Genomic DNA, 13,182 nt, shown 5'->3' with positions numbered 1-13,182 from the left:
GAAGGATGGGAAAGTATGAGTTTTTTTAAAAAACTAAAAGAAAAAATTTCAAAACAAACGGATACAGTTACAGAGAAATTTAAACACGGATTAGAAAAAACTAGAAATTCATTTGCGGATAAAGTGAATGATTTAGTGTATCGTTACCGTAAAGTGGACGAAGATTTCTTCGAAGAGTTAGAAGAAATCTTAATCGGTGCAGACGTTGGCGTCGCAACGGTAATGGAATTAATTGATCAATTGAAAGAAGAAGTACAACGTCGTAACATTCAAGATCCAAAAGAAGTACAAGCTGTTATTTCAGAAAAACTAGTAGGAATTTACAAAGGTAACAGCGATTTTAGTAACGAAATTAATATGCAAGAAGACCAATTAACGGTTGTTTTATTTGTTGGTGTTAACGGTGTAGGAAAAACGACGACAATTGGTAAACTGGCGCATAAGTTTAAATCAGAAGGTAAGTCAGTCTTATTGGCGGCAGGAGACACATTCCGTGCTGGGGCGATTGAACAATTAGAAGTATGGGGCGATCGCGTTGGTGTAGAAGTGATTAAACAAGGATCTGGATCTGATCCAGCGGCGGTTATGTATGACGCTGTACAAGCTGCAAAAGCACGTAAGGTAGATGTATTGCTATGTGACACAGCAGGACGCTTGCAAAATAAAGTAAACTTAATGAAAGAGTTAGAGAAGGTGAAGCGTGTAATTGAGCGTGAAGTACCAGGTGCTCCTCATGAAGTATTGCTTGTTATTGATGCAACAACAGGACAAAACGGTTTAAGCCAAGCGAAAACATTCCGTGAAGCAACGAATGTAACAGGTATTGTTTTAACGAAGTTAGATGGAACTGCTAAAGGTGGTATTGTATTAGCGATTCGTAACGAAATTGATGTACCGGTGAAGTTTGTTGGATTAGGAGAGCAAATGGATGACTTGCAGCAGTTTGATCCAGAACAATATGTGTATGGTTTATTTGCGAACTTAGTAGAAACAGAAGAAGCGTAAGCGAAAGAAGCGGTATTTCCGCTTCTTTTTCTATAAAAATATATGATGTTAAGAAAAAAACTTGACACTCTTTTGGACTCCATGTAAACTAACTTATGTAAAGGGAAATCACTTAACAAAGGATGATCCAACATGCTCGAAAAAACAACGAGAATGAACTATTTATTTGATTTTTATCAATCGTTGTTAACGCAAAAACAAAGAAGTTATATGTCGCTTTATTATCTAGATGATTTATCTCTTGGTGAAATTGCGGAAGAATTTGATGTAAGTCGCCAAGCCGTGTATGATAACATTAAACGGACTGAAGCGATGCTTGAAGAATATGAAGAAAAATTAGTATTACTTCAAAAGTTTCAAGAGCGACAGCGACTTGTTGCAAAGCTAAAACAGCTAATCAGCGAAGAAGAGCATGTGAATGAAGAAATGAAACAAGTTGTTGAAGCTATCGAAAAATTAGATTAGGAGGGCGGCAATATGGCATTTGAAGGATTAGCCGACCGACTTCAACAGACAATGCAAAAAATCCGCGGCAAAGGAAAAGTTTCTGAAGCCGATGTGAAAGAAATGATGAGAGAAGTTCGTCTAGCTCTTTTAGAAGCAGATGTTAACTTTAAAGTAGTAAAAGATTTTGTGAAGCGTGTGTCTGAACGTGCTGTCGGACAAGATGTAATGAAAAGTTTGACACCTGGACAACAAGTAATTAAAGTTGTACAGGAAGAACTTACAGAACTTATGGGCGGAGAGCAAAGCAAAATTGCTGTTGCTAATAAGCCACCGACTGTTATTATGATGGTTGGTCTGCAAGGTGCGGGTAAAACAACGACGACAGGTAAGCTTGCGAATTTGCTTCGTAAAAAGCATAATCGTAAACCGATGCTTGTTGCAGCGGATATTTACCGTCCAGCAGCGATTAAACAGCTTGAAACATTAGGGAAGCAATTGGACATGCCTGTATTTTCTTTAGGAGATCAAGTAAGTCCTGTTGAAATTGCGAAACAAGCGATTGCAAAAGCAAAAGAAGATCATCATGATTATGTTTTAATCGATACAGCGGGTCGCCTGCATATTGATGAAGAACTAATGGATGAATTAGCGAAAGTTAAAGAAGTTGCGAAACCGGATGAAATTTTCCTTGTTGTCGATGCGATGACGGGACAAGACGCGGTAAATGTTGCACAAAGTTTCCATGAACAGTTAGGTTTAACAGGTGTTGTATTAACGAAATTAGATGGTGATACCCGCGGTGGTGCTGCATTATCTATTAAGGCTGTAACAAACACACCGATTAAATTTGCTGGTATGGGTGAAAAACTAGATGCAATTGAAGCGTTCCATCCAGAGCGTATGGCATCCCGTATTTTAGGGATGGGCGATGTCTTAACATTGATTGAAAAAGCGCAAGCTACAGTTGATGAAGAGAAAGCAAAAGAACTTGAGCAAAAAATGCGTACGCTTTCGTTTACGCTTGACGATTTCCTAGAACAACTTGGACAAGTGCGTCAACTTGGACCGCTTGATGAATTGTTAGGAATGCTTCCTGGTGCAAATAAAATTAAAGGGCTGAAAAATGCGCAAGTTGATGAAAAACAAATTGGGCATATTGAGGCAATTATTCGTTCTATGACTAAATTAGAACGAGAACAACCGGAAATAATCAATGCTAGTCGCAAAAAGCGCATTGCCAAAGGTAGCGGTACAACTGTACAAGAAATCAATCGTCTAATTAAGCAATTCGATGACATGAAAAAAATGATGAAGACGATGACGGGAATGCAAAAAGGCAAGAAAAAAGGACTAGGTGGATTGAAGTTTCCATTCATGTAAGGAAAAAAAGATGGCTCTGTTAAGAAAAAATACTTTACAAAGCAATAGTCTTTTTGCTAATATAATTATCTGTGTGAAATAAATTCGGAGGTGCTTTATAAATGGCAGTTAAAATTCGTTTAAAACGTATGGGAGCTAAAAAAACTCCTTTCTATCGTGTAGTTGTTGCAGATTCTCGTTCTCCTCGTGACGGACGTTTCATTGAGGAAATCGGAACTTACAATCCAGTTGCTCAACCAGCTGAAGTTAAGATCGACGAAGAAGCAGCATTAAAATGGTTAGGAAATGGTGCTAAACCATCTGATACAGTTCGTAACTTATTCTCTAACCAAGGTATCATGGAGAAATTCCACTTATCTAAACAAGGTAAGTAATTGAGGCAATGACTATGAAGAAGTTAGTCGAGACGATTGTCAAGCCTCTTGTCGATCATCCTGAAGATGTAAAAGTTACACAGGAACTTTGCAACGGAGAGATAAAGTATCGATTAACTGTACATCCTGAGGATGTTGGAAAAGTCATTGGAAAGCAAGGGAGAGTTGCGAAAGCGATTCGAATGCTCTTGTATTCAGTGGGACATCATAATGATGAAAAAGTAACACTGGAAATTCAATAAACGTAAAAAGGGCGAGGAGTTATTCCTCTCCCTTTTTTAACATTTAAATAGAGATTGCATGTTCCATCTATGAAATGGAGATGCTTAATTTATATAGAAACCAGGGGTGACATACTATTTATGACAAAGTGGTTTAACGTAGGGAAAATTGTAAATACTCATGGAGTAAGAGGAGAAATCCGTGTGATTTCTCGTACTGATTTTCCAGAAGAGCGATATAAAGTAGGAAACACGCTATACATATCGAATGAGAAAGACACAGACTATCTTCCAGTGAAGGTAACTTCTCATCGCCAACATAAGACATTCGATTTATTAACATTTGAAGGATATAACAATGTAGATGAAGTAGAGAAGTTTAAAGGTTCTTTAATAAAAGTACCGGAAGAGCAGTTAGGTGAACTTGCTGAAGGTGAATACTACTATCACGAAATTATTGGTTGCAGCGTTGTAACGGAAGAAGGAGAAGCGCTAGGGACAATCAAAGAGATTCTCTCTCCTGGTGCAAATGATGTTTGGGTGATTAAACGTCCGAAGGGTCAAGATCTCTTAATTCCTTATATTGATGACGTTGTACTTCAAGTTAATATTGAAAATAAATTAGTAACCATTCATGTAATGGAAGGATTGCTATAATGAAAATTGATATTTTAACGTTGTTCCCAGACATGTTTACCGGTGTATTTGGATCTTCTATATTAAAGAAGGCACAAGAAAAGGAAGCGGTAAACCTTCGTGTTGTTAACTTTCGTGATTATACAACAAGTAAGCATAATAGCGTAGACGATTATCCTTACGGCGGAGGAGCTGGTATGGTGCTTACTCCTCAGCCTATTTTTGACGCTGTAGAAGATTTGACGAAAGAGACAGAGCGTAAGCCGAGAGTTGTCTTAATGTGTCCGCAGGGCGAAAGATTTACGCAGAAGAAAGCGGAAGAGCTTGCAGGGGAAGAACATTTGATCTTTGTATGTGGGCATTATGAAGGGTATGACGAACGAATTCGTGAGCATCTCGTAACGGATGAGATTTCTATTGGTGACTATGTATTAACGGGCGGAGAATTAGCTTCTATGGTTATTACTGATAGTGTTGTACGTCTCTTGCCAGGCGTGCTAGGAAATCATGCTTCACAAGTAGAGGATTCGTTTAGTACAGGTTTATTAGAGCATCCTCATTATACACGTCCGGCTGATTTTCGTGGTATGAAGGTACCGGATGTATTAATGTCAGGGAATCATAAAAATATTGACGAATGGCGACATAAGGAATCTTTGCGCCGTACGTATACGCGTAGACCTGATTTGTTAGATGATAGAGATCTATCTAAACAAGAGAAAAAATGGCTTGAGGAAATAAAGCGAGAGCAGTAATAACTTCATATATTTGCTATTGCAACAGGCCTAGTAATATGCTATTATAACATTTGTGCTACTGAAATCAGTAGCCGTATTAACGATGTTCCGCTGTAATTTATTAAGACTTTATAAGAGCATCTGTTTAAAGGAGAGAATTTAATATGCAACAATTAATCGCAGAAATTACAAAAGGCCAATTAAAAACTGACCTTCCTTCATTCCGTCCTGGTGACACTTTACGTGTACACGTAAAAGTTGTTGAGGGAACTCGTGAAAGAATTCAGCTTTTCGAAGGTGTTGTAATTAAACGTCGTGGTGGCGGAATTAGTGAAACATTCACAGTTCGTAAGATTTCTTACGGTGTAGGTGTTGAGCGTACATTCCCAGTTCACACGCCAAGAATCGCGAAAATCGAAGTACTTCGCCGTGGTAAAGTACGTCGTGCTAAGTTATACTACTTACGTAACCTTCGCGGTAAAAAAGCACGTATTAAAGAAATTCGATAAGACATGTATGGGAGCTTGTAAATGCACAAGCTCCCTTTTTCCAATCTATATGAAATTTTGGTATAATACGAACAGCTTACATAACCGTGGAGGGGAAATGCATGAAAAAAGAGAAGAGTTCACTTTGGGAATGGATTAAAGCAATTTTGATTGCTGTTGTATTAGCTGGTGTTATTAGACAGTTTTTCTTTGCGCCAATTCTCGTAGACGGGGTATCGATGGCACCTACTTTACATGATCGTGATCGAATGATTGTAAATAAAATTGGTTATCACATTGGAGATCCGAAACGATTTGATATTATCGTATTTCGAGCAACAGAAGATAAAGATTACATTAAGCGCATTATAGGCCTACCGGGCGATGAAATAGAGTATCGTAATGATAAGCTGTATGTTAACGGAAAGGCTTATGAGGAGCCGTATTTAGACAAGCAGAAAAAGCAAATTGCTGACGGACCGCTTACATATGATTTTAATCTTGAAGAAATGACAGGCAAGAAAACCGTTCCAAAAGATCAATTATTTGTTTTAGGTGATAATCGTCGTTTTAGTAAAGATAGCCGTTCAATCGGTACGATTTCAATGGATCAAGTAATTGGTAAAGCTAATATGTTATATTGGCCGTTAGAAGACGCACGTATTGTGAAATAAATGAAAAAGAAGGTGGCAACATGGTAATTCAATGGTTTCCAGGGCATATGGCGAAGGCTAGACGCCAAGTAACGGAGAAATTAAAATTAATTGATGTTGTAATTGAACTTGTAGATGCTCGATTACCATTATCATCTCGAAACCCAATGATTGATGAAATCATTACACATAAGCCAAGGCTTGTTGTTTTAAATAAAGCGGATATGGCAGATGACCGTTTAACAAAACAATGGATCGCATATTTTAAAGAAAAAGGTCATATGGCAATTTCGATTAACGCGCAAGCTGGACAAGGTATGAAAGAAATTGCAGCAGCTTGTAAAGTGCTTGTTAAAGAAAAATTTGATAAAATGGTTGCAAAAGGTATTAGACCGAGAGCGATTCGTGCATTAATTGTAGGTATACCAAATGTTGGTAAATCTACATTAATTAATAAATTGGCAAAGAAAAATATTGCTAAAACAGGAGATCGTCCAGGTGTGACAACAGCTCAACAATGGATTAAAGTTGGGAAGGAAATGGAATTGTTAGATACGCCAGGTATTCTGTGGCCTAAATTTGAAGATCAATTAGTGGGTCTTCGCTTAGCGACGACGGGTGCAATTAAAGATTCAATTTTAAATTTACAAGATGTAGCTGTTTACGCATTACGTTTTATGGAGAAACAATATCCAGAACGCTTGAAAGAACGCTATAATTTAAATGAGATTCCAGAAGATATTGTGGAATTATTCGATGCAATTGGAAAAAATAGAGGCTGCTTAATGGGCGGCGGAATGATTGATTATGATAAGACATCTGAGCTTGTACTTCGTGAGCTTCGTGGTGGCAAACTTGGAAAAATGACGTTTGAAACACCGGAAGAGTTTGCAGAGCAAGTAGAAGATGTGGAAAAAATAGAAGAAGTATAAGACGTGCGTTTGTGCGTCTTTTCTTTTTGGATACGTTTAAAAAGGAGTTTGTATAAATGCAAAAAATGACGATAAAAGAAGCGGAAAATGTATTGAAAGAAATTATGAATGAAGAAGATGATCGCTTTCAACTGTTAATGAAAGATGAGCGAAAAGGCGTTCAAAAGCTCGTTTTGAAGTGGTATAAACAAAAAGAGTTAGAACAGAAAGAAAAAGAGAATTTTTTTGAAATGTCCAAGTATGAAAATGCTTTGCGTGAAAAAGGGGTCACATATATCGCGGGTATTGATGAAGTAGGGCGTGGCCCGTTGGCTGGGCCTGTTGTGACGGCAGCTGTCGTCCTTCCAGAGGATTTTTATATTCCAGGGTTAAATGACTCAAAAAAGCTGAGTGAAGCGAAACGTGAGCGTTTTTATGATGAAATAAAAGTACAAGCAATTGCAATTGGAGTAGGAATTGTATCACCGCAAGTTATTGATGACATTAATATTTACCAAGCAACGAAACAAGCAATGTTAGATGCAGTTGCAAATTTATCTTGTACACCCCAACATTTATTAATTGATGCGATGAAGCTTCCTACACCAATTCCGCAAACCTCAATTATTAAAGGTGATGCGAAAAGTATTTCTATTTCAGCTGCATCTATTATTGCGAAAGTAACGAGAGATCGTATGATGAAAGAACTGGGAGAAAAGTATCCTGAATACGGATTTGAGCAACATATGGGATATGGCACAAAGCAACATTTAGAGGCAATTGAAGTGCATGGAGTATTAGATGAACACCGAAAGTCATTCGCGCCAATTAAAGATATGATTCAAAAATAAGCTGTAAATATACAGCTTATTTTTTATTTTGGCATATAAACATTACTATTTTCGAAAAAGAATAAAGCGATTTCAGTTTTCTGACACTTTATTGTAGACAGCGTGCCAATCATCTTATACAATGGCAATGTAATGTTTTTTAAACATTAAAAAACTTTTCGAGTAAAACAGGAAAACAGGGGAGGATGGGACCATGAATATCCATGAGTACCAAGGTAAGGCAGTCCTTAGAAGCTATGGGGTTAGCGTTCCGAACGGGAAGGTTGCATTTACAGTAGAAGAAGCTGTAGAAGCAGCGAAAGAACTAGGAACAGATGTATGTGTAGTGAAAGCACAAATTCACGCTGGTGGACGCGGCAAAGCTGGCGGAGTAAAAGTTGCAAAAAATTTAGATGAAGTTCGTACATATGCAGAAAGCATTTTAGGAACTACACTTGTGACACATCAAACAGGTCCTGAAGGTAAGGAAGTAAAACGCTTACTTATCGAAGAAGGTTGCGATATTAAAAAAGAATATTATGTAGGTCTAGTTTTAGATCGTGCAACTTCTCAAGTTGTTTTAATGGCGTCTGAAGAAGGCGGAACAGAAATTGAAGAAGTAGCAGAAAAAACACCTGAAAAAATCTTTAAAGAATATATTGATCCAGCAGTAGGCTTACAAGGTTTCCAAGCACGCCGAATTGCATTTAACATCAATATTCCAAAAGAGCTTGTAGGACAAGCTGTGAAGTTTATGATGGGCTTATACCGTGCGTTTATCGAAAAAGATTGCTCTATCGCTGAGATTAACCCACTTGTTACAACAGGTGAAGGTAAAGTTATGGCATTAGATGCAAAATTAAACTTTGATTCTAATGCGTTATATCGCCATAAAGACATTTTAGAGCTTCGTGATCTTGATGAAGAGGATTCAAAAGAAATTGAAGCTTCAAAATACGATTTAAACTACATTCCTTTAGATGGAAATATCGGTTGTATGGTTAATGGTGCAGGTTTAGCGATGGCTACAATGGATATCATTAAACATTACCACGGTGACCCAGCTAACTTCTTAGATGTTGGTGGCGGTGCAACTGCTGAAAAAGTTACAGAAGCATTCAAAATTATCCTTTCTGACAAAAATGTAAAAGGTATCTTCGTTAACATTTTTGGTGGTATTATGAAGTGTGATGTTATTGCAGAAGGTGTTATTGAAGCAACGAAACAAGTAGGTCTTGAGTTACCTTTAGTTGTACGTCTTGAAGGTACAAACGTAGAACTAGGTAAGAAAATTTTAAATGAGTCTGGCTTAAATATTGTTGCAGCAGAATCTATGGCAGACGGTGCACAAAAAATTGTTTCACTAGTGGGCTAATAGAAAGCGGGGGAGAAAAATGAGCGTATTAGTTAATAAAGATACAAAAGTTATTGTTCAAGGTATTACAGGTTCTCAAGGTTTATTCCATACAAAACAAATGATTGAATACGGTACGAAAATTGTCGGTGGTGTAACACCAGGTAAAGGCGGCACTGATATTGAAGGTGTACCAGTATTTGATACAGTAGAAGATGCAGTGAAAGCAACAGGCGCAAACGCTTCAGTTGTATACGTTCCACCCGCTTTTGCGGCAGATGCAATTATGGAAGCAGTTGATGCAGAAATTGATTTAGTAGTATGTATTACTGAAGGAATTCCTGTATTAGATATGGTAAACGTAAAGAGATATATGGCTGGTAAACATACACGTTTACTTGGACCAAACTGCCCAGGTGTAATCACACCAGATGAATGTAAGATTGGTATTATGCCAGGATATATTCATAAAAAAGGTCATGTTGGTATCGTATCTCGCTCTGGTACATTAACGTATGAAGCTGTACATCAATTAACACAAGAAGGTATTGGCCAATCTACTGCTGTAGGTATCGGTGGAGACCCTGTTAACGGTACAGACTTTATTGATGCGTTAAAAGCATTTAATGAAGATGAAGAAACACATGCTGTAATTATGATTGGTGAAATCGGCGGTACAGCAGAAGAAGAGGCAGCTGAATGGGTAAAAGCTAATATGACAAAACCTGTTGTAGGCTTCATTGGTGGTCAAACAGCGCCTGCTGGCAAACGTATGGGCCATGCTGGTGCAATCATTTCTGGTGGTAAAGGAACTGCTGCTGAAAAGATTAAAACAATGGAAGCTTGTGGCATTAAAGTAGCTGAAACTCCAGCAGTTATGGGAGAAACGCTAATCTCTGTTTTAAAAGAAAAAGGTCTATTTGAGACTTGCAAAAACTATTAATCTGTTGAAAGACACCTTCTTACTTGAGGGTGTCTTTTTACACTTTTTTCTGTTTACATAATAAAAATTATGGGTAAGGAGAATCAAGATGAAAAGAGAGCGGTTATTACATCTTCATTACTTGCTAGCAGATTATTGGAAAGCGATGGAGAGGCTACTATATGTCGATCCAGAATTAAAGAACATATATAATTTTAACGAAAAACAAATGGAGCACTACACTGGAATATCCTCGAAAAAATCTTCAGAACTAGTGAAATTTCTTCAAAGTTCAAATCTTCCGCAATATATATCTTATTTAGAGAAAAATCGTATCTTTTATATAACGATATGGGATGAAAATTATCCACAATTATTACGTGAAATACAAGACCCTCCCTTCGTTTTATATGGAAAAGGAGAGAAAGATTTTCTAAATAAAGTAAATAAATTAGCAGTTGTTGGAACGAGAGAACCATCATTATATGGTCATGAGAGCTTGAAATTTATTTTACACCCTTTATTAGAAAGAGAGTGGCTTATTGTCAGTGGGTTTGCAAAAGGGATAGATACAATGTCTCATGAGATTACAGTAAGGCATCATTGTCCCACTATTGGGATATTAGGGCATGGATTGTCGTTTATGTATCCGAAAGAAAATAGACATTTATATGAAATGTGGAAGGAATATATATTGTTATTGACAGAGTATCCTCCGCACTATGCACCGAAAAAATGGTATTTTCCAAAAAGAAACCGGATTATTAGTGGTATAAGTAAAGGTGTTTTAGTTGTAGAAGCGAAATCGAGAAGTGGGACACTTATTACTGCAGACCTTGCGTTAGAGCAAAATAGAGAGGTGTTTGCGCTTCCTGGACCTATATTTATAGAGGGGGCATCGGGAACAAATCATCTTATTCAACAAGGCGCAAAATTAGTAAGAAATGCAGAAGATATCTTGGAAGAGATTTTAAATTAACCTTATATTTTTAAATTTTTATTAAACAATTATTGACAAATGGTAGATTGGCACTGTATGGTATATTCATTCTTGATTGACAAAAACAAGAGAAATCAATAAGATTAATGAAGACTTGAATCCACCTCTTAAGGAGGCACTAGCATGTCAGATTACCTCGTGATCGTGGAGTCGCCTTCTAAGGCGAAGACCATTGAGAAATATTTAGGGAAAAAATACAAAGTTGTCGCGTCTATGGGACATGTTCGCGATTTGCCAAAAAGTCAAATGGGGATAGAAGTAAAGAACAACTTCACCCCGAAGTATATTACCATTCGTGGTAAAGGTCCCGTCTTAAAAGATTTAAAATCAGCGGCGAAAAAAGCAAAGAAAGTCTATCTCGCGGCCGATCCAGACCGCGAAGGGGAAGCAATTGCTTGGCATTTAGCGAATACGTTAAATGTGGACGTTGAATCAGATTGTCGGGTTGTGTTTAATGAGATTACGAAAGATGCAATCAAAGAATCATTTAAACATCCTCGTGCAATTAATATGGATTTAGTAGATGCACAACAAGCAAGACGTATACTTGATCGTCTTGTTGGTTACAATATTAGTCCTTTATTATGGAAGAAAGTAAAAAAAGGATTAAGTGCAGGGCGTGTACAATCTGTAGCAGTTCGTTTAATCATCGAACGTGAAAAGGAAATTCAAAGCTTTGAACCTGAAGAATTCTGGACAATTAAAACAGAATTTGTAAAAGGAAAAGACACATTTGAAGCAAGCTTTTACGGTGTAGATGGGGAAAAGGTTCAATTAACGAATGAAACGCAAGTGAATGAAATAATTGAACAGATGAAAGACAATGCGTTTTCAGTTGAAAATGTAACGCGCAAAGAGCGAAAACGTAATCCTGCATTACCGTTTACAACATCTTCCTTGCAACAAGAAGCAGCACGTAAGTTAAACATGCGAGCAAAGAAAACGATGATGCTTGCACAGCAATTGTATGAAGGGATAGATCTTGGAAAACAAGGAACTGTAGGTCTTATTACGTATATGAGAACTGATTCAACACGTATCTCAGAAACAGCTCAAACAGAGGCTCGTACTTACATCACTGAAGCGTATGGTACGGAATACATAGGAACAGAAAAGAAGAAAGAAACGAAAAAGTCAAATGCACAAGATGCACATGAGGCAATTCGTCCTACTTCGGTAATGAGAAAGCCAGAGGAACTAAAAAGTTTCTTAAGTCGTGATCAACTTCGATTATATAAATTGATTTGGGAGCGATTTGTTGCAAGTCAAATGGCGTCTGCTATAATGGATACTGTGACAGCGAGACTCATTAATAACAATGTTCAGTTCCGTGCAAGTGGATCGGTTGTAAAGTTCCCAGGATTTATGAAAGTGTATGTAGAGTCGAAAGATGATGGTGCTGAAGAAAAGGATAAGATGTTGCCGCCTTTAGAAGTAGGGGAAACTGTATTTTCGAAGGATTTAGAACCGAAGCAACATTTTACACAACCTCCTCCGCGCTATACAGAGGCTCGTCTAGTAAGAACACTTGAAGAACTTGGAATTGGAAGACCGTCGACTTATGTACCTACACTTGAAACGATTCAAAAACGTGGATATGTAGGCTTGGATAATAAACGCTTCGTTCCGACTGAACTTGGTGAAATAGTAATTGAACTTATTTTAGAATTTTTCCCGGAAATTATTAACATTGAATTTACTGCCAATATGGAGCAAAGCCTTGATGAAGTGGAAGAAGGAAATGCCAATTGGGTGAAAATTGTTGATGATTTCTACGTAGGATTTGAACCGCGCTTAGAAAAAGCGGAAAAAGAAATGCGTGAAGTGGAAATTAAAGATGAGCCAGCTGGGGAAGACTGTGAATTATGCGGACATCCAATGGTCTTTAAAATGGGTAAATACGGGAAGTTTATGGCTTGTTCGAATTTCCCTGATTGTCGTAATACAAAACCGATTGTGAAAGAAATCGGTGTAACTTGTCCGAAATGTGAAGAAGGACAAATTATTGAGCGTCGTAGTAACAAAAAGAAACGCCTTTTCTATGGATGCGGTACGTATCCAGAATGTGACTTTGTATCTTGGGATAAGCCGATTGGTCGTAAATGTCCGAAGTGTGAAGGCATGCTTGTAGAGAAGAAGTTGAAAAAAGGCGTGCAAGTACAATGTATTTCGTGCGATTATGAAGAAGAACAACAAATGTGAGCGTAACTGCTCACATTTTTTT

General features: G+C 37.6%; 15 protein-coding genes. All 15 read left to right on the top strand.

What is annotated here, in order from left to right; translation table 11 throughout:
- Nucleotides 1-15: 15 nt before the first annotated feature.
- The 15 genes from ftsY (at nucleotide 16) to topA (ending at nucleotide 13,160) form a co-directional block, all read left to right on the top strand.
- Nucleotides 16-1,005, top strand: a complete 990-nt coding sequence (gene ftsY / locus NZ044_RS18905; protein WP_098505697.1) for a signal recognition particle-docking protein FtsY — start codon at nucleotides 16-18, stop codon at nucleotides 1,003-1,005.
- A gap of 132 nt (nucleotides 1,006-1,137) precedes the next feature.
- Nucleotides 1,138-1,470, top strand: coding sequence for a putative DNA-binding protein (locus tag NZ044_RS18900; protein WP_000891062.1), 333 nt, complete (start codon nucleotides 1,138-1,140; stop codon nucleotides 1,468-1,470).
- 12 nt (nucleotides 1,471-1,482) lie between these two features.
- Nucleotides 1,483-2,832, top strand: coding sequence for a signal recognition particle protein (gene ffh, locus NZ044_RS18895; protein WP_000863460.1), 1,350 nt, complete (start codon nucleotides 1,483-1,485; stop codon nucleotides 2,830-2,832).
- Nucleotides 2,833-2,933: 101 nt separating this feature from the next.
- The gene (gene rpsP / locus NZ044_RS18890) at nucleotides 2,934-3,206 is read left to right on the top strand and encodes a 30S ribosomal protein S16 (protein ID WP_000268748.1); all 273 of its coding nucleotides are present in this window, start codon (nucleotides 2,934-2,936) and stop codon (nucleotides 3,204-3,206) included.
- A 14-nt stretch (nucleotides 3,207-3,220) separates the two neighbouring features.
- Nucleotides 3,221-3,448 carry a KH domain-containing protein gene (locus NZ044_RS18885; protein ID WP_000737393.1) on the top strand — a complete coding sequence of 76 codons (228 nt, stop codon included), beginning with the start codon at nucleotides 3,221-3,223 and terminating at the stop codon, nucleotides 3,446-3,448.
- A 120-nt stretch (nucleotides 3,449-3,568) separates the two neighbouring features.
- On the top strand, nucleotides 3,569-4,084 hold the full coding sequence (rimM, locus tag NZ044_RS18880) for a ribosome maturation factor RimM (RefSeq protein ID WP_000170272.1): 516 nt from the start codon (nucleotides 3,569-3,571) through the stop codon (nucleotides 4,082-4,084).
- Nucleotides 4,084-4,818 (top strand): tRNA (guanosine(37)-N1)-methyltransferase TrmD, encoded by a 735-nt coding sequence (gene trmD / locus NZ044_RS18875; RefSeq protein ID WP_000686901.1) that lies wholly within the window; start codon nucleotides 4,084-4,086, stop codon nucleotides 4,816-4,818. Before rimM ends, trmD begins: the two co-directional genes overlap by 1 nt.
- Before the next feature lie 146 nt (nucleotides 4,819-4,964).
- Nucleotides 4,965-5,309 (top strand): 50S ribosomal protein L19, encoded by a 345-nt coding sequence (gene rplS / locus NZ044_RS18870; protein WP_001186516.1) that lies wholly within the window; start codon nucleotides 4,965-4,967, stop codon nucleotides 5,307-5,309.
- A 101-nt stretch (nucleotides 5,310-5,410) separates the two neighbouring features.
- On the top strand, nucleotides 5,411-5,962 hold the full coding sequence (lepB, locus tag NZ044_RS18865; RefSeq protein ID WP_000711853.1) for a signal peptidase I: 552 nt from the start codon (nucleotides 5,411-5,413) through the stop codon (nucleotides 5,960-5,962).
- 20 nt (nucleotides 5,963-5,982) lie between these two features.
- Nucleotides 5,983-6,873, top strand: a complete 891-nt coding sequence (ylqF, locus tag NZ044_RS18860; RefSeq protein ID WP_000236705.1) for a ribosome biogenesis GTPase YlqF — start codon at nucleotides 5,983-5,985, stop codon at nucleotides 6,871-6,873.
- Nucleotides 6,874-6,929: 56 nt separating this feature from the next.
- The gene (locus NZ044_RS18855; RefSeq protein ID WP_001171121.1) at nucleotides 6,930-7,703 is read left to right on the top strand and encodes a ribonuclease HII; all 774 of its coding nucleotides are present in this window, start codon (nucleotides 6,930-6,932) and stop codon (nucleotides 7,701-7,703) included.
- A gap of 193 nt (nucleotides 7,704-7,896) precedes the next feature.
- Nucleotides 7,897-9,057, top strand: coding sequence for an ADP-forming succinate--CoA ligase subunit beta (gene sucC / locus NZ044_RS18850; RefSeq protein ID WP_001020791.1), 1,161 nt, complete (start codon nucleotides 7,897-7,899; stop codon nucleotides 9,055-9,057).
- A gap of 19 nt (nucleotides 9,058-9,076) precedes the next feature.
- Nucleotides 9,077-9,979: a succinate--CoA ligase subunit alpha gene (gene sucD, locus NZ044_RS18845; RefSeq protein WP_000115178.1), complete on the top strand. Its 903-nt coding sequence runs from the start codon at nucleotides 9,077-9,079 to the stop codon at nucleotides 9,977-9,979.
- A gap of 88 nt (nucleotides 9,980-10,067) precedes the next feature.
- The gene (gene dprA, locus NZ044_RS18840) at nucleotides 10,068-10,937 is read left to right on the top strand and encodes a DNA-processing protein DprA (RefSeq protein ID WP_000818044.1); all 870 of its coding nucleotides are present in this window, start codon (nucleotides 10,068-10,070) and stop codon (nucleotides 10,935-10,937) included.
- A 144-nt stretch (nucleotides 10,938-11,081) separates the two neighbouring features.
- Nucleotides 11,082-13,160, top strand: a complete 2,079-nt coding sequence (gene topA / locus NZ044_RS18835; protein WP_001286957.1) for a type I DNA topoisomerase — start codon at nucleotides 11,082-11,084, stop codon at nucleotides 13,158-13,160.
- Nucleotides 13,161-13,182: the final 22 nt, after the last annotated feature.

This window comes from Bacillus sp. FSL K6-1338 (assembly GCF_038006965.1).
GTDB lineage: Bacteria > Bacillota > Bacilli > Bacillales > Bacillaceae_G > Bacillus_A > Bacillus_A thuringiensis_S.
The sequence above is the reverse complement of the archived record's forward strand: the minus strand, read 5'-3'. Positions and strand labels throughout refer to the sequence as shown.

Bases quoted from the DNA above. Each gene is read 5' to 3' on its own strand.
- ftsY (WP_098505697.1), top strand. From the start codon at position 16: ATGAGTTTTTTTAAAAAACTAAAAGAAAAAATTTCAAAACAAACGGAT.
- NZ044_RS18900 (WP_000891062.1), top strand. From the start codon at position 1,138: ATGCTCGAAAAAACAACGAGAATGAACTATTTATTTGATTTTTATCAA.
- ffh (WP_000863460.1), top strand. From the start codon at position 1,483: ATGGCATTTGAAGGATTAGCCGACCGACTTCAACAGACAATGCAAAAA.
- rpsP (WP_000268748.1), top strand. From the start codon at position 2,934: ATGGCAGTTAAAATTCGTTTAAAACGTATGGGAGCTAAAAAAACTCCT.
- NZ044_RS18885 (WP_000737393.1), top strand. From the start codon at position 3,221: ATGAAGAAGTTAGTCGAGACGATTGTCAAGCCTCTTGTCGATCATCCT.
- rimM (WP_000170272.1), top strand. From the start codon at position 3,569: ATGACAAAGTGGTTTAACGTAGGGAAAATTGTAAATACTCATGGAGTA.
- trmD (WP_000686901.1), top strand. From the start codon at position 4,084: ATGAAAATTGATATTTTAACGTTGTTCCCAGACATGTTTACCGGTGTA.
- rplS (WP_001186516.1), top strand. From the start codon at position 4,965: ATGCAACAATTAATCGCAGAAATTACAAAAGGCCAATTAAAAACTGAC.
- lepB (WP_000711853.1), top strand. From the start codon at position 5,411: ATGAAAAAAGAGAAGAGTTCACTTTGGGAATGGATTAAAGCAATTTTG.
- ylqF (WP_000236705.1), top strand. From the start codon at position 5,983: ATGGTAATTCAATGGTTTCCAGGGCATATGGCGAAGGCTAGACGCCAA.
- NZ044_RS18855 (WP_001171121.1), top strand. From the start codon at position 6,930: ATGCAAAAAATGACGATAAAAGAAGCGGAAAATGTATTGAAAGAAATT.
- sucC (WP_001020791.1), top strand. From the start codon at position 7,897: ATGAATATCCATGAGTACCAAGGTAAGGCAGTCCTTAGAAGCTATGGG.
- sucD (WP_000115178.1), top strand. From the start codon at position 9,077: ATGAGCGTATTAGTTAATAAAGATACAAAAGTTATTGTTCAAGGTATT.
- dprA (WP_000818044.1), top strand. From the start codon at position 10,068: ATGAAAAGAGAGCGGTTATTACATCTTCATTACTTGCTAGCAGATTAT.
- topA (WP_001286957.1), top strand. From the start codon at position 11,082: ATGTCAGATTACCTCGTGATCGTGGAGTCGCCTTCTAAGGCGAAGACC.